This window comes from Stenotrophomonas sp. Steno-Z1, assembly GCF_056393175.1.
In genome coordinates this window covers 263,026-286,266 of the sequence record NZ_JBWJPB010000002.1, presented here as the reverse complement: position 1 = coordinate 286,266, position 23,241 = coordinate 263,026, and the positions used below count along the sequence as shown (strand labels likewise).

The 23,241-nt window shown below is 65.5% G+C and carries 18 protein-coding genes and 1 tRNA gene; 3 read left to right on the top strand and 16 right to left on the bottom strand.

The features are described from left to right. Positions 1–95: 95 nt before the first annotated feature. From AC06FD_RS08025 to AC06FD_RS08015, 3 genes are all read right to left on the bottom strand, one after another. Complete coding sequence (locus AC06FD_RS08025; protein WP_478077512.1) at positions 96–1,019, bottom strand: RHS repeat-associated core domain-containing protein; 924 nt, start codon at positions 1,017–1,019, stop codon at positions 96–98. 320 nt (positions 1,020–1,339) lie between these two features. Next, a complete protein-coding gene (locus tag AC06FD_RS08020; protein ID WP_478077511.1) occupies positions 1,340–1,657 on the bottom strand; it encodes a hypothetical protein in 318 nt (105 codons plus the stop codon). Then, positions 1,647–2,498: an RHS repeat-associated core domain-containing protein gene (locus AC06FD_RS08015; RefSeq protein WP_478077510.1), complete on the bottom strand. Its 852-nt coding sequence runs from the start codon at positions 2,496–2,498 to the stop codon at positions 1,647–1,649. Before AC06FD_RS08015 ends, AC06FD_RS08020 begins: the two co-directional genes overlap by 11 nt. On the opposite strand from AC06FD_RS08015, the gene AC06FD_RS08010 reads away from it, so the two are divergent. Further along, the gene (locus AC06FD_RS08010; RefSeq protein ID WP_478077766.1) at positions 2,497–2,904 is read left to right on the top strand and encodes a type ISP restriction/modification enzyme; all 408 of its coding nucleotides are present in this window, start codon (positions 2,497–2,499) and stop codon (positions 2,902–2,904) included. The genes AC06FD_RS08015 and AC06FD_RS08010 overlap by 2 nt on opposite strands. Before the next feature lie 315 nt (positions 2,905–3,219). Here AC06FD_RS08010 and AC06FD_RS08005 read toward each other — a convergent pair whose 3' ends face one another. The 3 genes from AC06FD_RS08005 to AC06FD_RS07995 form a co-directional block, all read right to left on the bottom strand. Next, the gene (locus AC06FD_RS08005; protein ID WP_159095148.1) at positions 3,220–3,747 is read right to left on the bottom strand and encodes a hypothetical protein; all 528 of its coding nucleotides are present in this window, start codon (positions 3,745–3,747) and stop codon (positions 3,220–3,222) included. Then, positions 3,744–4,664, bottom strand: a complete 921-nt coding sequence (locus AC06FD_RS08000) for an RHS repeat-associated core domain-containing protein (protein ID WP_478077509.1) — start codon at positions 4,662–4,664, stop codon at positions 3,744–3,746. Before AC06FD_RS08000 ends, AC06FD_RS08005 begins: the two co-directional genes overlap by 4 nt. A gap of 321 nt (positions 4,665–4,985) precedes the next feature. Next, a tRNA-Thr gene (locus AC06FD_RS07995) sits at positions 4,986–5,061 on the bottom strand. A 136-nt stretch (positions 5,062–5,197) separates the two neighbouring features. Here AC06FD_RS07995 and treA point away from each other — a divergent pair. Continuing rightward, complete coding sequence (gene treA, locus AC06FD_RS07990) at positions 5,198–6,826, top strand: alpha,alpha-trehalase TreA (protein WP_478077508.1); 1,629 nt, start codon at positions 5,198–5,200, stop codon at positions 6,824–6,826. Positions 6,827–6,856: 30 nt separating this feature from the next. Here the strand turns inward: treA and AC06FD_RS07985 are convergent, their stop codons facing one another. From AC06FD_RS07985 to AC06FD_RS07960, 6 genes are all read right to left on the bottom strand, one after another. Further along, complete coding sequence (locus AC06FD_RS07985; protein WP_478077507.1) at positions 6,857–7,546, bottom strand: lysoplasmalogenase; 690 nt, start codon at positions 7,544–7,546, stop codon at positions 6,857–6,859. Then, entirely contained in the window at positions 7,543–9,426 is a 1,884-nt protein-coding gene (locus AC06FD_RS07980; RefSeq protein ID WP_478077506.1) for a M61 family metallopeptidase, read from the bottom strand. Before AC06FD_RS07980 ends, AC06FD_RS07985 begins: the two co-directional genes overlap by 4 nt. A gap of 76 nt (positions 9,427–9,502) precedes the next feature. After that, positions 9,503–11,629: a peptidase domain-containing ABC transporter gene (locus AC06FD_RS07975; RefSeq protein ID WP_259203892.1), complete on the bottom strand. Its 2,127-nt coding sequence runs from the start codon at positions 11,627–11,629 to the stop codon at positions 9,503–9,505. Between the two features lie 18 nt (positions 11,630–11,647). Then, a complete protein-coding gene (locus tag AC06FD_RS07970) occupies positions 11,648–12,943 on the bottom strand; it encodes a beta-barrel domain-containing protein (RefSeq protein WP_259203891.1) in 1,296 nt (431 codons plus the stop codon). Between the two features lie 28 nt (positions 12,944–12,971). Further along, entirely contained in the window at positions 12,972–15,602 is a 2,631-nt protein-coding gene (gene lanKC / locus AC06FD_RS07965) for a class III lanthionine synthetase LanKC (RefSeq protein WP_478077505.1), read from the bottom strand. Positions 15,603–15,816: 214 nt separating this feature from the next. After that, the gene (locus tag AC06FD_RS07960; protein WP_259203888.1) at positions 15,817–16,005 is read right to left on the bottom strand and encodes a hypothetical protein; all 189 of its coding nucleotides are present in this window, start codon (positions 16,003–16,005) and stop codon (positions 15,817–15,819) included. Between the two features lie 330 nt (positions 16,006–16,335). Here AC06FD_RS07960 and AC06FD_RS07955 point away from each other — a divergent pair, with 330 nt between their 5' ends. Further along, on the top strand, positions 16,336–17,883 hold the full coding sequence (locus AC06FD_RS07955) for a hypothetical protein (RefSeq protein ID WP_478077504.1): 1,548 nt from the start codon (positions 16,336–16,338) through the stop codon (positions 17,881–17,883). A 55-nt stretch (positions 17,884–17,938) separates the two neighbouring features. Here AC06FD_RS07955 and ispH read toward each other — a convergent pair whose 3' ends face one another. Genes ispH through AC06FD_RS07935 form a run of 4 tightly spaced genes read right to left on the bottom strand, consistent with a single transcriptional unit; the run spans position 17,939 to position 23,225 of the window. Further along, positions 17,939–18,889, bottom strand: coding sequence for a 4-hydroxy-3-methylbut-2-enyl diphosphate reductase (gene ispH / locus AC06FD_RS07950; RefSeq protein ID WP_259203885.1), 951 nt, complete (start codon positions 18,887–18,889; stop codon positions 17,939–17,941). 54 nt (positions 18,890–18,943) lie between these two features. After that, positions 18,944–19,450 (bottom strand): signal peptidase II, encoded by a 507-nt coding sequence (gene lspA, locus AC06FD_RS07945; protein WP_259203884.1) that lies wholly within the window; start codon positions 19,448–19,450, stop codon positions 18,944–18,946. Further along, positions 19,450–22,281: an isoleucine--tRNA ligase gene (ileS, locus tag AC06FD_RS07940; RefSeq protein WP_478077503.1), complete on the bottom strand. Its 2,832-nt coding sequence runs from the start codon at positions 22,279–22,281 to the stop codon at positions 19,450–19,452. Before ileS ends, lspA begins: the two co-directional genes overlap by 1 nt. Then, positions 22,278–23,225 (bottom strand): bifunctional riboflavin kinase/FAD synthetase, encoded by a 948-nt coding sequence (locus AC06FD_RS07935; protein ID WP_478077502.1) that lies wholly within the window; start codon positions 23,223–23,225, stop codon positions 22,278–22,280. The genes ileS and AC06FD_RS07935 overlap by 4 nt, the downstream gene beginning before the upstream one ends. Positions 23,226–23,241: the final 16 nt, after the last annotated feature.

Below are 23,241 nucleotides of genomic sequence, written 5' to 3'. Positions count from 1 at the left end.
TCACGCTACTTGATTGGAAAATGCGACTTGGAATTGGGTAGGGTCTTTCCTGAATATGGATCAACACCTTGCTTATCTGCGTTCTCATATTTGATCTAGCCCGCCGGGTATCCGGGACTGCCCCCCCTCGGCGGCGTCGGATCCATCATCCGCATGGTTGCCACTTGTCGGTTGGCGCCCCCCGCGCCACCTGTAAAGGCGACACCGGTTTGCTTCCCCCCCGGATTTTTCACTGGAGAGGGGCCTGTTGAGCCTGCGGGCACAGGAAACGCCGTACCGTTTGATGAGACAACAAAATTTGGAGAGGAAGCAGGTGCTGGAGCGGCAACTGCAGCAGATGTTGACGCCGCTGCTGTTGGTGCGGGTAGTGCGCGAGACTGTTGTGCAGAGTCGATCGCGCCTGACATCAACGAGGCGGCGGCAGGACCAACGACGGGAGTTGCTCGAATTATCGCGTAGGTCAACACAAGGGCCGCGGGACCAAATGTGTTGTACGCGGCAGGATCGCTTGCTACCGAATCAGCGTGTCGCTCGGCTGCACGCTCCTGACGACCGTCAGGGTCATTAAACCGGTAAGGATTGTTTGCAGCGTATTTGAATCGGTTGAAGGACGATCCAGGATTGTCGTGTGGTGTGACCGGGTCCACAGACAGGAACACCCCCAACTGCGGATCCATGTACCGCTGCTGCATGTAGCTCAACCCAGTTGCCGCATCGCTCACATGCCCTGTGTACCCCGGGCCATCTTCAACTTGGCCACCAACCACCGCTCCATACGGCTCGTAGTCATAGCGCTTGATTACGTTGCCACTGGCATCGCTCTCGGCCACAACCGAGCCCAGTGCATCGGTGTGGATGTACGTGACCGTCGTTTGGGCAATTGCGGCTGGCGACACGCCAAGGCCAATGAGCAGCACGCAGCAAAGCCAGGTGCCAAATGCCCCCAACTTGCGAACTCGATCCTCAACTCCCCTGAAGCGGGTCGACACACCGCTTGCAGTTCCCCCGAACCTGCGCATCCTTCCAATCCCTGAAAGTGCCTTGAAGCAAGGCCGTGTATTCATAGCACAGGAATCGCCGGCTGCGGTTGCCAGGTCAGGAACAGGGCGCGGTGCTAAGCGCCTGGGAAGCCGGCGGGCGAGTAGGCCGCGAGACTCGGAAATTGGGAGCTGCCAGCCATGGGCTGGCACTACGGGTTGCCGGCATTCCGCCGGGCATGGCCCGGCGCTGCCTGCCCAAACAAAAAGCCCCGACCTGGGCCGGGGCTTTTCTACAACTGGTGCCGGAAATAGGAATCGAACCTACGACCTACCACATGCGCACCAGGTACAAAGCGTACCTAGGCTCGTTCAAGGTTGATCTCGAATATTTCGCCATCTTCAATGTACAGCACGACATTTCTGTCGGAAGCCAAGCGAATGTCAAGGATCCAGACCTGGGGAGCACCTTCCAAAGCCTCGCATAACCCTGCGGTAGAAATGCGAGAACCGTGTTCAGAGAGCTTTTCTCTTAGTACATCGAGCGACGGAGCTTTCAATTCTCCAGATGGAACATCCAAGGAGGACAGCTCCCAGATATCCTCCGGGCTGAAGTGCCCTCTGAGCACCTGGCTGACTTTTGATCCGGTTATCGGAAAACCCCATTCGTCAGTATTCATCGCGATCAGCCTCCATTGAGTGGCCGGGCCTTCGCCCGGGATGGTGTCCCACCAGTACCGTTAGACTCGTAAGGATGCTCATGGGGACTTGTATGGCTTCCAGGTCTCCCATGGTCAGTAAAGTCGATTGTCTTGACCGGCCTGCCCTGCCCATCGAACTCACGGGCCTGGTCATACTTTCCGTTTCTGCCTTCTTTCTGTCCCAATTGAGTATGGGGCCCGCCCGCATCAGATCAGGCGCTGGCTCGCCACTAGGCTTGGTTGGCAGCGCTCGATCAGGAAATCGATTCCCCGAGGCGCCCTCAGACGCTATCGATCCATCGCCCTGAAGAGCTGGTTGCTGCGGGGTCGACTCGGACTTCTGGAACACCCCCCTTACAGCGCTTTCCGATTTATTGCCGAGATCTGCACGCTGTTCTGAACTTGTCGTAGCGTAATAGGTGGTTGCGACTACGATCGGGATAACCACGATAGGGATGAGAAGCGTGGCACTCCGCCCGTCCGGATCCGTGAACTTGTACGGATTCCCGTTCGCATAGCGGTATCGATTGAACTGCCCCACCGGCTGCTCATACGCAGCCACCGGATCAACAGACAGGAACACACCCAACTGCGGATCCATGTACCGCTGCTGCATGTAACTCAGCCCAGTAGCTGCATCGCTCACATGCCCTGTGTACCCCGGTCCATCCGTGACCTGACCGCCTACCACGGCACCGTAGGGCTCGTAGTCATAGCGCTTGATCACGTTGCCGTTGGCATCGCTCTCGGCCACTACCGAGCCCAAGGCGTCGGTATGGATGTAGGTGACCGTCGTCTGGGCGATTGCGGATGGTGGCATGCCAAGGCCAAGCTTGCTAAGCGAGCAGTATAATTCAGAAGTCACCCCCGAAGATGTATTCGCTTACATCGCTGCGGTTGCTGCAAGTCCAGCTTTTACTCTTAAATTTGAGTCTGATCTGGTGACGCCGGGATTGCGAATTCCGGTTACTGCGGATGCTGAGTTGTTCCACAAGGCAGTGGAACTCGGGCGGAAGGTCATCTGGCTACACACTTTCGGTGAGAGAATGGTCGACGCGTCCGACGGTCGCCCTCATTCGCGAACGGGAACGCAGCGGGGTTGGTATGACGGATCAGGAGCGTCGCCGGGACGCTTACCGTGCGCCCAAGTCACGATCCAAGCCTTGTGCCCAGAGGGCTGCACGCGCAGGATCAGGCCGCGAACCTGGGCATCCCTAAGCTCATAGGGGCGATCCCGGGGCTCCCACACGGCTTGCGGCGAACCCCTTTCACATCAAAGAGTTCCAACGCCCCCACCAACAAAAAGCCCCGACCTGGGCCGGGGCTTTTGTACAACTGGTGCCGGAAACAGGAGTCGAACCTGCGACCTACACTCTACTCAGGTTCACTTCAAACACCTCTCCATCCTCAATGTAGAGCTGCACGTTGTTGTCCGTGACCAAACGGATGTCCAACACCCACACTTGCGGGGCACCGTGTCTAACGTTTACCGACTGCTTCCATGGCTCCCATTCCGCATTTTCCACGAGCAGCTCTCGAGATCAATCCAGGCCACTGATGCGCTTGATAAAAACTGCTACATCAGAACAGTGATCATCCAATGTGACACCAAACTCCTTTACCGAGAGTCGCGCCAGTTCCTCCCCGCCACAGTTACCCGCAATCGCGCTGATTAATTCTGCTCCACCGCCCACCAGAACTGTCTCAGGATCAAACCACAGCAGAATTGATCGATCAGCTGGTACCAAGTAGTACTCCGGAAAGAAACCTAAACAGCCAAGAAGATCAACATATCGACCCCACCCATCGATATCGGCATACGGAAACACATCCTCGCCCGAGCTTACTGTTACCGCAGGAACAAACCACAGCGGCATCGCGCCTCGCGCTTCGAGCTGGTTTATCAAGGCATCAAAGATGCTTTTTGGCACCCCTCCAAGCCCATGAAGATCACGATTGAAGAACAGCCCTCGCCATGTCTCGTCCTTGAAAGGGAAAGCTGGGAACTGCTGATCACTCAGCATTTTCTCCACCTCATTGCGATCAACGCAATTCGATTCCTGATTCATTGACTCTTCTCATAGCGCGTGGTTTGAATAACTTTACTTTCTGCATCACGAATCTTAATGGTGGGCGCACCTTTGTGATCACTCTTTGTACGCGTGTGCCTGTCAGCCACACCACCACCATCGAGATCCTTGACCTCGGTTACATTGCCATGTCGATCTTCATAGCGTTTTGTTTCACCTACACCTTTGATGCTATCCCATGCCGCGTCGGCAGCCTCCTGACCACCAGGATGAACATCGCCGTTACCTGACTTGCTCCCCGTGGAGGGTGAAGTGCCTTCCTTGATCTTGTCCGCAGCCGAACCTGCGGAGTCAGAGCGCTGAACAAGCCGTTCCAAACCTAAAGCACTCAGAATCCCAGCGATGACACCGCCGCCGCCACTGGTCCCTCCTGCTCCTGAGGCCCCTCCCCCCGTCGCGATACCGGCTTCAGCGCATGCTGCAGCATTTGCAGGATTCATTCCGCATGCAGCAATGCTCTGCCGCCCATCCGGATCCGTGAACTTGTACGGATTGCTGTTCGCGTACCGGTAGCGATTGAACTGCTCAACCGGCTGTTCATACGCCGCCACTGGATCTACGGACAGGAACACACCCAATTGCGGATCCATGTCCCGTTGCTGCATGTAGCTCAGCCCGGTGGCCGCATCACTGACATGCCCGGTATACCCCGGCCCGTCTGTGACCTGACCACCCACCACGGCACTGTACGGCTCGTAGTCGTAGCGCTTGATCACGTTGCCATTGGCATCGCTCTCGGCCACGACCGAGCCGAGGGCATAGGTGTGGATGTAGGTGACCGTTTGTGCGCTTGCGGTCGGCACAGCAGCCGCACCCAGCAACAGCACAAAGCAAAGCCAGCCGCCTACCGCACCCAGCTTCCGAACTAGATCTTCAAATCCCCTGAAGCGGGTCAAAACACCGCTCGCAGCTTCCCCGAACCTATGCATCCTTTCAATCCCTGAAAGAGCCTTGAAGCAAGGCTGGGTATTCAGAGCACAGGAGTGAGGATCGAGGAACTTGGCGGATGCATTTAAGCAGACGCGACGTCCAGGCGGGGGTAGCGCGGGTAGCTAGGGCTTGGGAAGCCGGATGGGCAAGCGGGTCGCGATATTCCGAAATCCCTGGCTGCCAGCCATGGGCTGGCACTACTGGGGGACCACGCAATCTGCAGCCATGGTCCGGCGCTACCAGAGCACAAAAAAGCCCCGACCAAGGCCGGGGCTTTTTACTGTATCTGGTGCCGGAAATAGGAATCGAACCTACGACCTACGCATTACGAATGCGCCGCTCTACCAACTGAGCTATTCCGGCTGAGCAGGCAATTCTACGGCGGGGGGCCGAAGTGGTCAATTGGCATGCGCCGCGTCCAGCTCCCGGCCCCGCCCCGCGGGCACCGGGCGTTGACGCAAGGGCCCCTACAGTGGGCCATCCCGCCCGGAACCGCCGCATGCATCCCCGTTCCCGCCTGGCCGGCCTGATGCTGGCCTCATTGCTGTGCGCCGCCATGGCCACCGCCAACGGCCCCGGCCCAGCCCCGCCGCTGCCACCGGACCAGCAGTGGCAGCCGCTGTTCCAGCAGGTCCAGGGCGCGCACCTGTTCGGTGACCAGAAGACCTTCGCCGATGCCGTGCCCCGGCAGGATCCCACTGCGGTGTTGGCCCAGTGGCGGTCGATGCAGGGGCGATCGGCCGACCTGGCCGGGTTCGTGGCCGAGCATTTCGTCGTGCCCGGTGAGGCGGCCGCTTACGTGCCGCCAGCCGGGCAGGCCCTGCGCGCGCATATCGAAGGGTTGTGGCCGGTGCTGACCCGGACCACCGACCGCGTTGACCCGCGCGGCTCCCTGTTGCCGCTACCCAAGCCCTACGTGGTGCCGGGCGGACGCTTCCGCGAGGTCTACTACTGGGACAGCTACTTCACCCTGCTCGGCCTGGCCTCCAGCGGGCGCTGGCAGCAGGTGCGCGACATGGTGGACAACTTCGCCTGGCAGCTGGACCAGTACGGGCACATTCCCAATGGCAACCGCAGCTACTACCTGAGCCGCTCGCAGCCACCGTTCTTCAGCCTGATGGTGGATCTGCTGGCAACCCACGAAGGCGAGGCAGCCTATCGCCGTTACCTGCCGCAATTGCGCACCGAGCACGCGTTCTGGATGCGCGGCGCCGCTGGGCTCGCACCGGGCCAGGCCAGCGAACGCGTGGTGCGCCTGGCCGATGGGCAACTGCTCAACCGCTACTGGGATGCCCGCGCGGTGCCGCGCACCGAGTCGTGGACCGACGACTTGGCCACGGCCGCACAAGCGCCGCAGCGCGCGCCGTCGCAGGTGTATCGCGACCTGCGCGCGGGCGCGGAATCGGGCTGGGATTTCAGCTCGCGCTGGCTGGCGGAACCGGCGTCACTGGGCAGCATCCACACCACTGCGATCGTGCCAGTGGACTTGAACAGCCTGCTGTTCCACCTGGAAAAGACCCTCGCCCGGGCCAGCAAGGTGGCCGGCGATGGCAAGGCGGCGCGCGACTTCGCGCGACAGGCGGACGCGCGCCAGCAGGCAATAAACACCGTTCTCTGGGATGCGACCCAGGGCTGGTACGTGGACCGCGACCTGGAGCGCGGCCAGACCCGACCCGCGCTCACCGCGGCGGCACTGTTCCCGCTCTGGCTGCAGGTCGCCACGCGGCCGCAGGCGCGGCAGACGGCGGCTGCGGTGGAAGCGCAGTTGCTGCGCGAGGGCGGCCTGCTCACCACCACCGTCAACACCGGGCAGCAGTGGGATGCCCCGAATGGCTGGGCACCGCTGCAGTGGGTGGCGGTGGACGGATTGCAGCGCTACGACCAGGACGCCCTGGCGCGCCGCATCGGCACGCGTTTCCTGCGTACGGTGCAGGCGGTGTACGACAACGAAGGCAAGCTGGTGGAAAAGTACGTGGTGGACGGTTCGGCCGGCGGCGGCGGTGGCGGCGAATATCCGCTGCAGGATGGCTTCGGCTGGAGCAACGGGGTGACCGCGGCATTGCTGGACCGACTGTGCCCGCCACGGCAGCGCTGCAACACCGCGCAGGATGTAGGCAACGAAGACTGACATGCGGCCTGATGCGCCGCCCTGCTGTCGTCAGCGCGAAGCGGGCCGAGCCAACGCATCGACCGACCGTGCAATCCCATACTGCGCCGCGTAATACGTGCTCAGCACCAGCAGGCTGGCCATCGGCAGTCCACCGCCGAAACGGTCCCAGGCCAGCAGGCAATCGCTGGCGACGAACAGCACCGCGCCCCCGGCCGCCCACGCGGTACTGCTACGGGCCGCGCCATGTAGTGCCGGCCTGGCCCAATGCCGGGCCAGCGCGAGGATGGCCATGACCGCCAGCACCATCACGTAGGCCAGTACCGGTACGCGCATGTCGCCAGGCAGGTGCGGCCACAGGGCGACGAGGTTGCCGCAGGCAAACGCCCCCAGCAGCAGCGCCGCACCGGCAAGGCCGCGCCCGCCACGAACGCCGGCGCGGAACGCGACGATGTAGCACACGTGCGCCAGCAGGAAGGCGATCAGTCCGGGCACGAAGGCGTCCATCGGCAGCATCAGGGCGATGTCGCCGATGCACGACAGCGCCATGCCGGCCAGTACTGCGCGGCGGTAGCCGGCGTCGTGCGCCGGCAGTGCGCGCCACGCGATCGCGGCGATCAGCACGGTGGTCAACGGCTTGGCCAGCCAGTGCAGCCAGCGGCCGTCACCCTCCAGCCCGGCACCGACGATGGCCACGGCCGCGAGCGCCACGATCAGCAGCTCGCGGCCGGGCGATCTCATCGTGCCTTCCACAGTTCCGCCAGGCGATCCGGCTTGCCGGCAATGCGCTCCAGCGACGGGTACAGCAGGCCGCCGTGGTAATCCAGGGTCACCGTGTCGATGCGATCGAAGCTGCGCACCAGCAGCGTAATCGGGGCCTTGTCGGTCTTGGCCGTGGTCACCGCCTCCTTCAGTGTCTCGCCCTTGTACACGCGGCCGTTGACCGCCAGCACGGTCATGCCCGGGGTGAGACCGGCGTTGAATGCGGGGCTGTCCCACAGTACGTCGGTGAGCACACCGCTGTTGGCCACGCTCAGTCCCAGCGAATAGGTCAGGTTGATGCCGCTGGCACGGGTCTCCTGCGCCTTGACCGCCTCGCTCGGGGTCTCGGTGTAGACCAGCTTCCAGCCGGCCGCGTCCAGCCCGCCGGTGAGCGAGCCGTGGCCGTCCAGGCGCTCGCGCAGGAAGCCGGCCCAGTCGAACGGCGCGATGCTGTTCAAGGTGCGCACCACGTCGTCGAAGGTGTACGGGTTGACGTTCCAGTCGCCGTCGTTGATGCCGAAGAACGCCTTGGCAAAATCATCCAGGCTGCGCTTGTTGCCGGTCAGCGCACGCAGCTTGCCCTCCACGTCCAGCCACACCATCTGGCCGCCGGAGTAGTAGTCCTCGCTCAGCTGGTAGTTGCGGAACGCCAGCGCGCGACGCTGGGCGATGGTGGGGTCGTTGGTGGTGTCCTGCAGCGCGCGCCAGGCCAGGCCGGGGCGGCCGCGATCATAGGTGGCGGCCACATTGGCCAGTGTCTCGCGGGTCTGCTGCTCGCTCCACAAGCCCGACCGCGCGGCCAGCACCTGGCCCCAGAACTGGGTCTGGCCTTCATACAGCCACAGCAGGCTGTCGCCCATGGGCACGTTGAAGTTGGGCGTGGTGAGGTCGGCGCCGCGGCGGTACTTGCCATTCCAGGAGTGGTTGAACTCGTGCGGCAGCAGGTCGCGGCCCAGCCAGTTCTTGTCCCACTCGGTGAAGTAACCGGGCTCGGCGCTGTTCTCGCTGGAACGCTGGTGCTCCAGGCCGATGCCGCCGAGCTTGCTGGTCAGCGCCAGCAGGAAGTCATAGCGGTCGAAGTGGCGTGCGCCGTAGAGTTTGTAGATCTGCTGCACCAGCGCACGGTGGGCCTTCAACTGCTCGGGCTTGGCGACCAGCGATTTGGCGTCGTCGGCGAACACGTTCAGGCGCACCGGCACCGTGGCGCCGGGGTCGAGATCGTACTGCTGGTAATAGCGGCCGGCGAACAGCGGCGAGTCGACCAGGTGGTCGTAGCTGATCGGCTTGAACACCACGGTGTCGCCGTCGCGGCGCTCGGTCTCCAGCGCCGTTGCGTAGTTCCAGCCCTTGGGCAGGGTCACGCTGGCCTGCGCCTGCAGGTTGCGGGTGATCACCCCGGCCGGGTACAGCGAGTTGGCGTTCCACTGCAGGTTGAGCATTTCCGGGGTCATCACCACCCGGCCCTGGCTGCCGCCCTGCGAGGACAGGAACTTGAACTCGGCCACCACCTCGGTCGCGCCGGCCGGCACATCCACCTTGAAGGCGTAGACGTCGTAGGGGTCGCGCGTCCAGTGCAGCGGCGTGCCATTGGCGGTGACCACCAGGCCGGCCAGCTTGTCGATCGGCCCGCTGGGCGAATGCGCGCCGGGGAGCCACTGCGGATACAGCAGCGTGAGCGGGCCGGGCTTGGCCGGGATGGTGGCCTTGACCTTGAAGATGCGCCGGCCGATGTCGCGCGCGTCCACGTCGATGCGCAGCACGCCCGGCCAGGCGACATCCTGCGGAGGCGGCGTCTGCGCCTGCACGCCGCTGGCGGACAGGGCAAGCAGCACGGACAGGACGGTGGCACGCATTTTCATCAGGCACGGCTCCAACAGCGAAACACCCGATGCTAGACCTCGCCGCTGCCCTGCCCCATGGCCAAAGGTCATGCCGTCAGGCAATCGCCCCCACCGGGTGCTGCAGCCGGTCGTTCACCACCGTGCCCTGTACCAGGCTGACTACCCGGTCCGTGCTGGCGATGGTTTCCGGCCGATGCGCCACGAGGATGCGGGTCAAGGTGAGCTGGCCGATCGCCGCGTTGACCGTGCGTTCGTTGGCGATGTCCAGGTGGCTGGTCGCCTCGTCCAGCACCAGCACCCGCGGCGAGCCGTACAGCGCGCGTGCCAGCAGGATGCGCTGTGCCTGCCCGCCGGACAGCCCGGAGCCGATGTCGCCGACGATGGTGTGGTAGCCCATGGGCATGCCCTCGATCTCGGCATCGATCGAGGCCAGGCCCGCGCACTGGCGGATCCGCTCCTGGTCGGGCTGGGGATCGAAGAAGCAGATGTTGTCGGCGATCGAGCCTGCAAACAGGACGTCGTTCTGCATGACCGTGCCCAGCAGGCGACGGTATCTCGACAGGCCGTACCGATCGATGGGCGTCCCGTTCACCAGGATCTCGCCCGTGGTCGGCTCCAGCAGGCCGAGCAGCAGCTTGACCAGCGTGGTCTTGCCGGAGCCGGACACCCCGGTGATGGCGATCGACTGGCCCGCGTTGAACCGGATGTTCATGCCGTGCAGTACGTACGGCTCGAGCGCCGAGTAGCGGAAGCTCACGTTGCGGAACTCGATCTCCACCGGCTCGTTGGCCAGGCCGTCCTCGCCATGCGATGGCGCTTCGCCGGGCGTCATCACGATATCGGCGACACGCGAGGCATGCAGCGACAACATGCGCGCCTCGAACAACTTGTCCACCATGCCGGCCACGCGCTGGCTGAACTGGTCCTTGTAACTGAGGTAGGCGAACAGCATGCCCACCGAGAACTGCTTTTCGGTGACGGCCACGGCCGCCAGCCAGATGACGATGATCCGCTCCACGTTGAACAGGAGCGTGTTGGCGGTCTGGTTCAACATCGACAGGCGGGCCACGCCGAGCTCGGCGTTGTACTGCTCGGCCAGTGTATTGGACCAGCTGTTGTGGCGGATCGCCCCCCGGCCGAACAGGCGGATGCTCTGGATGCCGCGCACCGATTCCATGAAGCTCTGTTCCTGCCGCGCCGCATGGATGATCTGCTCGGACGTCGCGTTGCGCAGGCGACCGAACATCACCAGGCGCAGTACGACGTAGACCAGCACCGCCGCCAGCGTCACCAGCGCCAGGCGGGGGCTGTAGGCCAACATCATGGCAAGGGTGCCCACCATCATCAGCCCGTCCAGGATCGCCTCCACGAACTGGGTGGTGACGATGCGCTGCATGGCGATGATGGAGTTGAACCGGGAGATGATGTCGCCGGTGGTGCGCTTCTCGAAGAACGGCAGCGGTAGCCGCATCAGGTGCGCGAACGCGTTGCCCAGCCACTGGAAATTGAAGCTGGTCGACAGCGTCGTGGTGGCCCAGGTGCGCGCCGCGCTGAGCACGGTCTGCACCAGCACCAGCAGGATGAAGCCGATGCCCAGGACCGCGATCAGGTCGAGGTCGCCGTTGACGAGCGCCTCGTCCACGGTCCATTGCAGGAAGAACGGCAACAGCAGCGCGCATGCCTGCAGCGCCACGCCCAGCGCGACCACCCGCAGCAGCCCGCGCCGAAGCCCGACCACGCGGCCCATCAGGTCGCGGATCCGGTAGCGCTGCAGTTCCTTGCGCGGCACGAAGTCGCTGGACGGCGTCAGTTCCAGCGCGACCCCGGTGAAGGATCTGCGCACCTCGCTCATGCCCACCCGACGCCGCCCGGTCGACGGGTCGTGGATGACGATCGAATCCCGACCGACCGAGATGAGCACGACGAAGTGGTTGAAGTTCCAGTGCAGGATGCAGGGCGTGGCGAGGTCGGGCAGGCTGTCCACGTCCAGGCTCAGGGCGCGCGACTGCAGCGAGCAGGCCGTCGCGATGCCGACCAGCCCGAGCATGGTGGTGCCCTTGATCGAGACCGGGAAGCGCTGCCGCAATGAATGCAGATCGACAGTGTATCCCCAGTATCCGGCCACCATCGCCAGGCACGCCAGCCCGCACTCACTCGCCTCGGCCTGCAGGATCACCGGTACGCTGCTGCGCTTCCAGAGATCGATGTTCAGGGTTGTCATCGTCCGTGTTCCCTTGCCTTAGATGCGTCCGGTCACCGTGAACAGCGGATCGAGGATCCACTCGTACAAACGCCTGCGCTCCAGGCTTACGTCGCCCTCGGCCAACATCCCCGGTCGCAGCGCGATGTCTTCGCCATATGCCCGCACCTTGGCCGAGTCCAGGCTGACGCGCACCCGGTAGAGCGGTTCGGCCCCCGAATCGAGCACGCCTTGCGGCAGCCGCACTTCATCGGCGCGCATCGTGGACCGCGAAATCGCCTTGACGCTGCCATGGTGAAGGCCGAATTTCTGGTACGGGAAAGCGGGATATCGCATGGTCACGTCCATGCCCACCCGCATCAGCCCCACCGCTTTGGACGGCGCATACATCTCCACCTCAAGGGGCAGGTGCGCCGGGATGATGACCGCCAGCGCGGTCAGCGCGGCCACGCTCTGTCCGGCCACGATGTTGACCGTGCCGATGGTGCCGTCGCTCTGCGCACGCACGATGACGGTGCGCAACCCGCTGTTCTCGACGATCTGCTGGCCCAGTTCGGCCACGTTGCGCTGCATGTCGCGCGTATCGCGCTGGGACTGCACATCCAGGTTGTCCAGCTCCAGGCGCGCGGAGATCTTCTCCCGTCGCAGGCTGGCGATCTGCCGCCGCACCTCCGCCAGCCGCTGCCGCTTGTCCAGCAGGTCGGCCTGGCGCTCGCGCGCGGCCACACCGGAGACGTAGCGTGAACTCACCAGCTCGGCGTAGGTCTGCGCGGTCTGCTCGGCAAGCGCCACGATGTCGCGTTGCAGGCGCTCCTGCTCCACCATCGCCTGCAGCTCGCGGTCGTACTCCACGATGCGCGCGCGGAGCGGCCCGCGCTGCCCGTCCAGCTGCTGGTGCCGCTCGGTCATTTCCTGCTCGAGACTGTCCCGGCGCGTGGCCAGCAGGTCGCTGACCGAGCCCACGCTGCCCTCGATCCGGGTATTGGCGCGTGCGTCGGACACCACGAACAGCGCCTGCCCGGCCTTGACGTCCTCGCCCTCGGCCACCAGCACCTGCGACACGCTGCCCGCGGACGGCGCCAGGATCGACACCGTGCCGCCCTCCGGCACCACCACGCCCTGCCACTTCACCTTGCGCGAGGTGCTGAAGGTCAACAGGAACACCAGGATCAACACGACCACGGCCATCCCCGCCCACGCCAGCCGGGTCATCAGTCGATCACCGATCAGCAGCACCGTGCCGTAGGGCCGCGTATCCTGCGCGGCGGCCATGGCTTCATGACGGAACACGCCGTTGCCCGGTCGCTTCCCGGCGTCGTCCTGGTCCGGATTCACGGCCACCTCCCTGCGGCGCGCACGGCCCTCATCGCGGCGACGCAGCTTCAGGCTGCAGCAGCACGTCGAGGGTCAGCAACCCGTTGGGCTTGTCATGCGCCAGCCGGTCGAGGAAGGTCATCACCCCTGCGCCGCCATTGCCCCAGGTGCAGCTGATCTTGGTGGATGTCCCTGCCGGGAAACACAGGCCCTCGTCCTTGTCCATCTCGAACATCTCCAGGCCCTTGGCGGCACGCCAGGCGAGCCTGCGGTAGCTGTCATCCCCCAGCAGCTGGGCCGCATCGAGCAAGTAGTGGCCGAGCCCGGCCAGGCCGAGGAACAGATCGCAGCTGGCGGTGTACTTCTGCGCAACGGTGCACTTCACGCCGTCCAGGAAGTCCGCGTAGCGCTGCTGTCCGGTGATCTTGAACGCGCGCAGCGCCACCGTCGCCACGCCCGCGGTGCCCATGCCCAGGTAGGGGTAGAGGATGGTGCTGGCTGCGGCGGTGTCCTGGGCGAAGCCCAGCATTCCCTGCAGGGTGCGGCCACAGGAGATGTCGAAGTCCAGCGCGCGCAGCGCGGTATCCAGGTAGGCGTCATGCGCCACGGCCTGGTGCAGGTAGAGCAGGAACAGGGCAATCCCGGCACCGCCGCGATGCAGCCCGGTGCCCACCACGCCCTCGGCGTCTTCGCCCCAGCACACGCCCGCCTCGCGGGTGATCGCCGTCGCCAGCAGCGCCGCACCGACACGCTCGGCCTCGCGCAGGTAGCGCGCCTCCTGCGTGGCGTGCCACATCTTCAGGCAGGTCAGGCCGAAGCCGGCATAGCCGTATCCCAGCGTCATGTCCTGGTACAGCAGCGGCTGCCCGCTGGCGCGCCCCAGCGTGGCCGCGGCCTCCTCCATCCGCCCTGCGTCGCACTGCACCCAGGCCAGCCCGCACAGTCCGTTGAGCAGCCCGGGCAGGTGCGTCCCGGTCCGCCCCAGGCGCTCCAGCCAGTCCAGCAACGCAGCCGGCACCTCGCCTTCCACCTGCCGCCAGGCAAGCGCGATGCCGCCGACGCCGTGGTCCAGGGCGATCAGGTCGGTGGTGTACGCGTCCATGGGGAACGGCCGCCACGAATGGCTCAGGTCCATGGCCTGCCGCAGGTAATCCATGACCCGCTGCACGACCGGCTCGAGCGACCGGGGCTCGACCGTGGCGGGTTGGGCATCGAACGCACGGACCGAAGCCACGTCCATGCCGCGCAGCAGCGCGATGCACGCGTCCAGGTCGGGCTCGGGCTCACGCAGCAGGCGCTGCAGGCAGTCGGCGAATGCGTCGGGCAGGCCGATGTCATCGCGCAGCGCCAGCAGCGCGCGCTCGGCGTAATGGTCCATCACGTCCAGTGCCAGCGAACTGGGGGAAAGCAGCGACAGCAGCACGCACCCGAGCGCATACACGTCGTCCTCCGGCTTGGCGCAGTCGCGGTGGCGGCGCGCCTTCGACCGGAAGCCGGGGGTGTAGATGTTGATGGGAGGGTCGACGCCGGGCTCGTAGGCCCCTTCGAAATCGATCAGGCGAACGCTCAGGGTCGCCTCGTCCACGATGATGTTGTTGGTCGAGAGGTCGCCGAACACGATGCCGCGGCGGTGCAGCGCCTGCACCTTGCCGATCAGGTCGATGCCGATCAGCGCCGCCCGGGAGATCCACTGCACCACCTCCTCCCGGCTGGAGCCCGGGTAGAGCGCGCGGGTGGCGTGCAGGCTGTAGCTGCGCAGCGTCTCGCCCTCGATCTTCTCCTGGACCAGGAACGTGTGCTCCCATTCGACGAACCAGCCCAGGGCCTTGGGCGCGATATCGGTGTCCTGCAGCGAGGTCAGGATGCGCTGCTCCTTCTGCAGTCGGCTGAGGGAGTCGATGCCATCCACCTCCGCATCGACCAGGGGCCGGGCTTCCTTGATCACCACGGCCAGGCCGTCGCTGATCCGCCTGCCGGCATACACGCCACCGGCGTTGGAGAACTTCAGGACCGATTCCACTTCGTACTGCTGCCCGAACAGGGTGTCCGGCTCCGCCGCGTCTGCGTCGACGGCCTCCTGTCCCCAGTGCTTGTCCTCGACGAAGGCGGGCACGTTGAAGTGCGGCAGGCGCTGGTCTTCGACGTAGGCAAAGGAGGTGTCAAGGATCATGCTGCGCTCGCGGCCCATCGCATCCTGGACGGTGAAGGAGCGGAATCCGCCGTAGCGATAGAACACCGCGCCGGAATCCTTGTATTGCCGATCCGACAGGATGTACGGCCCGCGCACGTCGCGCAGGGCCTGGTAAAGGTCCTCCAGCAGCAGTTCGAACACCTGCACCGACTGCGGATAGACCGTGATGAACTTGCCGCCGGATTGGCGTGCAGCGGTCTTGGACAGCAGCTTGCGGTGGATGAACTCGTCGCTGGCGAACTTGAATTCGGTCGTGCGTGCGGCACACACCCGCATGACGGTCTGCAGGACGGTGTCGGCGTCCTTCAGCGTGCAGCTCACGTGGATCTTCCAGCCCTGGGTTATCTGCTTCTGCACCGGGGCGGCGACATAGGTCCAGAAATGATCCTTGACCAGGCGCCATAACGGCGGAAGGCAGGGACGCACCTGGTCGCAGTAAGTGTCCTTGGGCGTGTATTTATCGAACGGCACGAAAAATTCGGGGTGCACATTCAGATCAGGAGCATTTACCTGGTTCAAGACGACCTCGCACGGACATGCAGGCACGCGCGATGCAATCGATCGCGGTACTGGCAGGGATAATCGAACGTGATGTCCGCGTAACCGGCACGGCACGCGTACCCGGGACGAAAGCCGCACGACCAGTCAGTCGTGCGGCCCCGATATCCTCGATCACGGCATCAGTGGATGCCGGAGCGAGACATCAGGAGATGACGTTGCCGTCTTTCACGCAATCCTTGCTGAAAGTACTCCACTCGTCCTTGGTCACACCGTTACAACCTTCGCTGGTCGTGCTCCACGCTGCCAGGCCACCGCTGACACCTTCCAGCTCCTGCAGCGCGAGAACCTTCATCTTCGCCGACGTCGTGGCCGACTTGAATTCCTTGCTCATGCTTCACCTTCCGATAGTGTGTTGATTCCGATGCGGCTGGGCCGCTCCATGAGTTCCCAGTGTGCACGCTGCAAACTCGCTGCAATATTTATTTGCTGTTAATGAAGTTGTCAATAGCGTCAAGAAATCATTTTTCGCCTTCACATCACGGCCGACCCGATGCGCTCCGATGTGAATGTGTGATCGCTATCGCAGCTTGCACTGCAGCATGCCGCGACATTCCCCCGCACGCCGTGGCTTTCTCGCCGCGATAATGTGGCGCTGTATGACGCGACGCGCCGTTGCCGGCACGGGATTTACCCCTCCGCTTTTCAACAAAAGGAATTGGCCATGCGCAGCAGCAGTTTGATGACGGGGGCGGCGCTGGCGGTGATCGGGATGGCGGCATTGATGGTGCGCGGGCCGCGTCGCACCCGCCCACGGGTCGCGATCACGGAGGTGGAACCGCTGCCCTTGCCTGACGCCGACGATCTCTGGCGCTGGATACAGGCACTGAACGCGTTCGGCCCACGTATGACCGCCTCGCCCGCCCATGCACAGGCGGTGGACTATCTGGCCGCCGAGCTTGAATCACTGGGCCTGCAGGTCCAGCGCTTGCCTCACCGTATCCAGCGCTGGACGCCGCAGCACTGCGCCGTGCAGTTGGACGACGGCACGCCGATCGCGGTGGCCGCGCCCTACCCCTACTCGGGCCAGACCGATGCGCAGGGCGTGCACGGTCGCCTGGTCTGGCTGGCGTCGGCCAGGCAGATGGATGCCGCGCGCGATGCCATCGCGGTGGTGCAGGTCGATCCGGTGGCGTTGAGCCGAGCGAAGGCGGCGATGGTGTTCCAGCGCCGCGCCGTGCTGCCCGATGCCGGCGCGGATTTCACCCGTGACGAGGTGATGCCGATACTGGCGCCGCTGGTCGATCCGCACTTGCTGGTGCGTGCGCGCAAGGCCGGCGTGCGCGCGGTGGTCTGTGTGTTCGCGGGTCTGTCCGACGCGCTGGCGCGCGACCAGGTGCTGCCCTTCACCACCCCGTGGATGGACTGCCCGGCGCTGTGGGTGGACCAGGCGGCCGGCAACGCGCTGCGCGCTGCCGCGCAGGCTGGGCGCAGTGCAACGCTGGTGCTGCAGGCCGAGCGCACCGAGGCGATGACCGACTCGCTGCATGCGGTGCTGCCCGGCCAGGTGCGTGGCGAGAGCATCCTGGTCAACACGCATACCGACGGCCCCAACGCCTGCGAGGAAAACGGCGGCGCCGGTCTGCTGGCCCTGGCCGCGGCCTTCGCCAAGCGGCCGCGACGTCGCGACATGGTCTTCGTGTTCGCCAGCGGGCATTTCCAGATCCCCCAGTTCACCGACCGCGGCCAGGCGACGATGGCATGGCTGCGTGCGCATCCGCAGTGGTGGGATGGCAAGGGACGCCACGCGCGCGCGGTGGCCTGCCTGACCCTGGAGCACCTGGGCTGCATGGAATGGAAGGATCGGCCAGGCCGTGGCGCACCGCAGCCGACCGGGCGCCTGGAACGCGAGATCGTCTACGCCACCAACCCGGTGATGGAACAGGTGTATCGCGCCGCCGTTGCCGGGCGCAGCAAGCTGCGCAGCGTGGTGGTGGCACCGCGGTTCAGCGCGCTGTTCCTGGGCGAAGGTGCCAGCCCGTACCTGTGCGGGATTCCGGGAATCGGCCTGGTACCCGGGCCGGATTACCTCTGCCAGCAACTGCCCGATGGCGGGCTCGAGCGCCTCGATGCGGGGTTTGCGTGGCAGCAGGTGCAGAGCTTCGCGCGGGCGCTGGCGATGCTCGATGCGATGGCGGCCGACACGATCGGTGCGGCCACGCCGGCGCTGGACAGGCCGCTGCAGCGCTTGCGCGCGGTGTTCCCGGGTTGACGGCAGGGCCGGTTACCGCAGTGGGCAACCCCGCCGTGCGCGCCGCGTCAGCGCCTCAGCTGATCAGGCGCAGGCGCAGTTCCTTCGGCAGCGCGAACACCATCGATTCCGGCTCGCCGTCGAGTTCGCCGACGCCGCTGGCGCCGAGCTCCTTCAGGCGTTCGATCACGCCATCCACCAACACCTGCGGTGCCGAGGCGCCGGCGGTCAGGCCGATGTGCTGCTTGCCCACCACCCACGCCGGGTCGATTTCGTGGGCGCCGTCGATCAGGTAGGACTCCACGCCTTCGCGGCGCGCCAGTTCACTCAGGCGGTTGGAATTGGAGCTGTTCGGCGAGCCGACCACCAGCACCAGGTCGCAACGCTGGGCCAGGTCGCGCACGGCGTCCTGGCGGTTCTGGGTGGCGTAGCAGATGTCGTCGTTCTTCGGCCCCTGCATCGACGGGAAGCGCGTGCGCATCGCCTCGATGATGCCGCGGGTGTCGTCCACCGACAGCGTGGTCTGGGTGGTGTAGGCGAAGTTGTCCGGCTGCTCGATCTCCAGCGTGGCGACGTCGTCGACATCCTCCACCAGGTAGATCCGGCCGGTGCCGCGCTCGCGGTTCCACTGGCCCATGGTGCCTTCCACTTCCGGGTGCCCGGCGTGGCCGATCAGCACCACGTCGCGGCCGGCACGGCAGTGGCGGGCCACTTCCAGGTGCACCTTGGTGACCAGCGGACAGGTCGCGTCGAACACCTTCAGGCCGCGACGCTCGGCTTCCTGGCGGACCGCCTGGGAGACGCCGTGGGCGCTGAAGATGACCGTGTTGTCGTCCGGCACCTCGTCGAGTTCTTCGACGAAGATGGCACCGCGTGCCTTGAGGTCATCGACCACGAAGCGGTTGTGCACGACCTCGTGGCGCACGTAGATCGGCGCGCCCAGGGTCTCGATCGCGCGCTTGACGATCTCGATCGCACGATCGACACCGGCACAGAAACCACGCGGATTGGCGAGCAACACGTCCATCGGTCAGATACTCCGGCCGGCGCGGGGCCGGTTGATTGCAGGGAACAGGGGGGATTATCCCGCTTTTTTCTCGGCCTTGCCGTCGAACAGGCCAAACACAGCGATCCCCACGGCGCCAACCACGATCGCCGAATCAGCGATGTTGAACGACGGCCAGGCATGGTCACCGATGTACCACTGGATGAAGTCCACCACGTGGCCGTGCATCTGCCGGTCGATCACGTTGCCGATCGCCCCGCCGATGACCAGCGCGTAGGGCGCGGCGCTGCGCCAGTGGCCGCGCGCGGTACGCGACAGCCAGAACGCCATCAGGCCGCTGATGCCCAGTGCCAGCGCGGTGAAGAACCACAGCTGCCAGCCACCGGCATCGCTCAGGAAGCTGAATGCCGCGCCGGTGTTGTAGGTGCGGTACCAGTTCCAGAAGCCATCGATGACCACCACCGGTTCGAACTCGGGCAGGCTGGACAGCACCCAGGCCTTGCTCCACTGGTCCAGGCCGATGACCACCGCCGACAGCAGCAGCCACACCAGTGCGTTGGGACGCGGACGGGCGGCGCTCATCAGAACCACCGCCGATCTTCGCCGGCACCGTCGATGTTGGTCACGCAGCGACCGCACAGTTCCGGATGGGCCGCCACCGTGCCCACGTCGGCACGGTAGTGCCAACAGCGCACGCACTTGGTCTTCCCGGTCGGCTGCGCACTGACAAACACCTCATCGGTGGTCGCCGGGCGCACCTGCACATCGCCACTGATCAGCAGGAAGCGCAGTTCGTCAGCCAGGGGCTGCCAGCGGGCGGCGGTGTCCGCGTCGGCGGCCACCGTGATCTCCGCTTCCAGCGCCGCACCGATGGCGCCGTTGGCGCGCATCGGCTCGAGCACCTTGGACACCTGCTCGCGCAGGGCCAGCAGCTGCTCGAAATCGGCGGCGGTGAGCGGCGCGTCGGCCGGCAGCGGTGCCAGACCGTCGTACCAGGTGGCGAACAGGACGTTGTCCTTGCGCGCGCCCGGCAGGTAGCTCCACAGCTCGTCGGCGGTGAAGCTCAGGATCGGCGCGATCCAGCGGGTGAACGCTTCGGCGATGTGGTACATCGCGGTCTGCGCCGAGCGCCGGCCACGCGAGTCCACCGGCATGGTGTACAGCCGGTCCTTGGTGACGTCCAGGTACAGCGAGCCCAGGTCGACGCTGCAGAAGTTCAGCAGCAGCTGCACGATCTCGGCCATGGTGTAGCTGGTGTAGGCGGCCTTGATCTTCTCCTGCACCTCGAAGGCGCGATGCACGATCCAGCGGTCCAGCGCGACCATGTCGGCCGGGGCCACCAGGTGCCGGGCCGGATCGAACCCGTCCAGGTTGCCGAGCAGGAAGCGCGCGGTATTGCGCAGGCGCCGGTAGGCGTCGGCATTGCGCTTGAGGATCTCCTGCGACAGCGACATTTCATTGCTGTAGTCGGCCGAGGCGATCCACAGGCGCAGGATGTCCGCGCCCAGCGTCTTCATGATGTCCTGCGGCTCGATGCCGTTGCCCAGCGACTTGGACATCTTGCGGCCCTTCTCATCCACGGTGAACCCATGGGTGAGGCACTGCTTGTACGGGGCGTGCGTGTCGATGGCCACGCCGGTCAGCAGCGAGGACTGGAACCAGCCGCGGTGCTGGTCCGACCCTTCCAGGTACAGGTCGGCCGGCTTGCCGAAGCCACGCGCCAGCAGCACGCCTTCGTGGGTGACGCCGGAGTCGAACCAGACATCGAGGATGTCGGTGACCTTCTCGTACTGCGGCGCTTCATCGCCCAGCAGTTCGGCGCTGTCCAGCGAATACCAGACGTCGATGCCGCCCTGCTCCACGCGGTCGGCCACCTGCTGCATCAGTTCGACGGTGCGCGGGTGCGGCTCGCCGGTCTCGCGATGGGTGAACATCGCGATCGGCACGCCCCAGGTGCGCTGGCGGCTGATGCACCAGTCCGGGCGCCCTTCGACCATGCCGCCGATGCGTGCCTTGCCCCAGCTCGGGAACCAGCCGACGTTGTCGATCGCGGCCATCGCATCGCGGCGCAGGTTGGCCTTGTCCATCGAGATGAACCACTGCGGGGTGGCGCGGAACACCACCGGCGTCTTGTGGCGCCAGCAGTGCGGGTAGCTGTGCACGATCTCGACGAAGGCCAGCAGCGCACCGGACGCGCGCAGCACGTCCACGATCAGCGGCTGCGCCTTCCACAGGTGCACGCCGGCCAGCGCGACATCGCCGGCCGGCGGGGTCGAGGGCAGGTACACGCCACGGCCGTCGACCGGGTTGATCTGGCCCGCGTTGTACTGCTCCATCAGCCCGTACTGCTGGCTGACCACGAAGTCTTCCTGGCCGTGGCCCGGGGCGGTGTGCACCGCACCGGTACCGTCTTCGGCCGAGACGTGCGCGCCGTTGAGCAGCGGAATGTCGCGGGTGGGATAGAACGGGTGGGCCAGCAGCAGGTTTTCCAGTGCCGCGCCGGTGGCGTGGCCGTGCTCGACCAGGCCGTCCACGCCGTAGCGCTGCAGCGAACGCTCGGCCAGCGCGGCGGCCAGCACCAGCCAACGGCGCTTGCCGTTGTGGGCCGGGCCTTCGGCCAGCACGTAGTCGATGTCCGCACCGAGGGACACCGCCAGCGAGGCCGGCAGCGTCCACGGGGTGGTGGTCCAGATCGGCACGGCCACCTCGACATCGGCCGGCAGGGTCGCGCCGAAGCCCGCGGCCAGCTGCGCCGAATCCCGCGCCACGTAGGCCACGTCGATCGCCGGCGAGGTCTTGTCCTGGTACTCGATCTCCGCCTCGGCCAGGGCCGAGCCGCAGTCGAAGCACCAGTGCACCGGCTTGGCGCCGCGCACGATGTGGCCGTTGGCGAACACCTTGGACAGCGCGCGGATCTCGTTGGCCTCGAAATCGAAGCTCAGCGTTTTGTACGGGTTGTCCCAATCGCCGATCACGCCCAGGCGCTTGAAGTCGCGGCGCTGCAGGTCGATCTGCTCTTCGGCGAATTCACGGCACTTCTGGCGGAACTGCTCGGCGTCGAGCTTGGTGCCGACCTTGCCCCACTTCTTCTCGACCGCGATCTCGATCGGCAGGCCATGGCAGTCCCAGCCCGGCACGTAGGGCGCGTCGAAGCCGGCCAGGTAGCGCGACTTGACGATGATGTCCTTGAGGATCTTGTTGACCGCATGGCCGAGGTGGATCTGGCCATTGGCATAGGGCGGGCCGTCGTGCAGCACGAACAGCGGGCGGCCCTGCGCGTTCTCGCGCAGGCGGGCGTACAGGCCCTCGTCTTCCCAGCGCGACAGAATGCCCGGCTCGCGCTTGGGCAGGTCGCCGCGCATCGGGAATTCGGTTGCCGGCAGATGAAGGGTGGCTTTGTAGTCCTGGCTCACGCAGTGGCTCGCAATCTGTGTTCGGAAAGGATGTGACGCGCCTGTTCGGCGTCACGGTGCATCTGGTCGGTCAACGCGGCCAGATCTTGGAACTTCTCTTCGTCGCGCAGCTTGGCGACGAATTCCACTTCGATGTGGCGACCGTACAGGTCGCCCTGGAAATCGAACAGGTGCGCTTCCAGCAACGGCTCCACGCCGTCCACGGTCGGACGGGTGCCAAAGCTGGACACCGACGGCCACGGCTGGTCGAACACGCCGTGCACCCAGGTGGCATAGATGCCCGACAGCGCCGGTGTCTTGGGGAAGCGCAGGTTGGCGGTGGGGAAGCCGAGCGTGCGACCGAGCTGGCGCCCGCGCACCACCCTGCCCCCGATGGAATACGGGCGGCCGAGCAGGTCGTTGGCGTGGGCGAAGTTGCCCTCGCGCAGCAGCTGGCGGATGCGGGTGCTGGAAATGCGCTCGCCGTGCAGGTCGATCGGTTCGATCTCGCCGGCGGCGAAGCCCAGCTGCGCGCCCATCGACTGCAGCAGGGCCAGGTCGCCGCGACGACGGTTGCCGAAGCAGAACGCCGGGCCGATCCACACCTCGCGCGCGCCCAGGCGCTGCACCAGCAACTGCTGCACGAAGTCCTCGGCCTGCATCGCGGCCATGCGCGCATCGAAGCGCAGCAGGCCCACCGCATCCACGCCCAGCTCGCCGAGCATGGCGACCTTGTCGCGGGCCAGGGTCAAGCGCGGCGGCGGCTCGCCCTGGGCGAAGTACTCGCGCGGCAGCGGCTCGAACGCGACCGCCACGGCGGGCACGCCCAGGGCGCGCGCGCGCGCCACCGCATGCCGCACCAGCGCACGATGGCCAAGGTGCAGGCCGTCGAATGCGCCGATGCAGACCACGCTTCCGTGCGGGAACAAGGCCCCGCCTTCGATGCTTCTGAACAACCTGGTCATCAACTGGGAGTCCGGC

What these genes read in the sequence shown, in the direction of transcription:
- AC06FD_RS08025 (WP_478077512.1), bottom strand. Translation starts at nt 1,019, where the DNA reads ATGCGCAGGTTCGGGGGAACTGCAAGCGGTGTGTCGACCCGCTTCAGG.
- AC06FD_RS08020 (WP_478077511.1), bottom strand. Translation starts at nt 1,657, where the DNA reads ATGAATACTGACGAATGGGGTTTTCCGATAACCGGATCAAAAGTCAGC.
- AC06FD_RS08010 (WP_478077766.1), top strand. Translation starts at nt 2,497, where the DNA reads ATGCCAAGGCCAAGCTTGCTAAGCGAGCAGTATAATTCAGAAGTCACC.
- AC06FD_RS08015 (WP_478077510.1), bottom strand. Translation starts at nt 2,498, where the DNA reads ATGCCACCATCCGCAATCGCCCAGACGACGGTCACCTACATCCATACC.
- AC06FD_RS08005 (WP_159095148.1), bottom strand. Translation starts at nt 3,747, where the DNA reads ATGAATCAGGAATCGAATTGCGTTGATCGCAATGAGGTGGAGAAAATG.
- treA (WP_478077508.1), top strand. Translation starts at nt 5,198, where the DNA reads ATGCATCCCCGTTCCCGCCTGGCCGGCCTGATGCTGGCCTCATTGCTG.
- AC06FD_RS07985 (WP_478077507.1), bottom strand. Translation starts at nt 7,546, where the DNA reads ATGAGATCGCCCGGCCGCGAGCTGCTGATCGTGGCGCTCGCGGCCGTG.
- AC06FD_RS07980 (WP_478077506.1), bottom strand. Translation starts at nt 9,426, where the DNA reads ATGAAAATGCGTGCCACCGTCCTGTCCGTGCTGCTTGCCCTGTCCGCC.
- AC06FD_RS07975 (WP_259203892.1), bottom strand. Translation starts at nt 11,629, where the DNA reads ATGACAACCCTGAACATCGATCTCTGGAAGCGCAGCAGCGTACCGGTG.
- AC06FD_RS07960 (WP_259203888.1), bottom strand. Translation starts at nt 16,005, where the DNA reads ATGAGCAAGGAATTCAAGTCGGCCACGACGTCGGCGAAGATGAAGGTT.
- AC06FD_RS07955 (WP_478077504.1), top strand. Translation starts at nt 16,336, where the DNA reads ATGCGCAGCAGCAGTTTGATGACGGGGGCGGCGCTGGCGGTGATCGGG.
- ispH (WP_259203885.1), bottom strand. Translation starts at nt 18,889, where the DNA reads ATGGACGTGTTGCTCGCCAATCCGCGTGGTTTCTGTGCCGGTGTCGAT.
- lspA (WP_259203884.1), bottom strand. Translation starts at nt 19,450, where the DNA reads ATGAGCGCCGCCCGTCCGCGTCCCAACGCACTGGTGTGGCTGCTGCTG.
- AC06FD_RS07935 (WP_478077502.1), bottom strand. Translation starts at nt 23,225, where the DNA reads ATGACCAGGTTGTTCAGAAGCATCGAAGGCGGGGCCTTGTTCCCGCAC.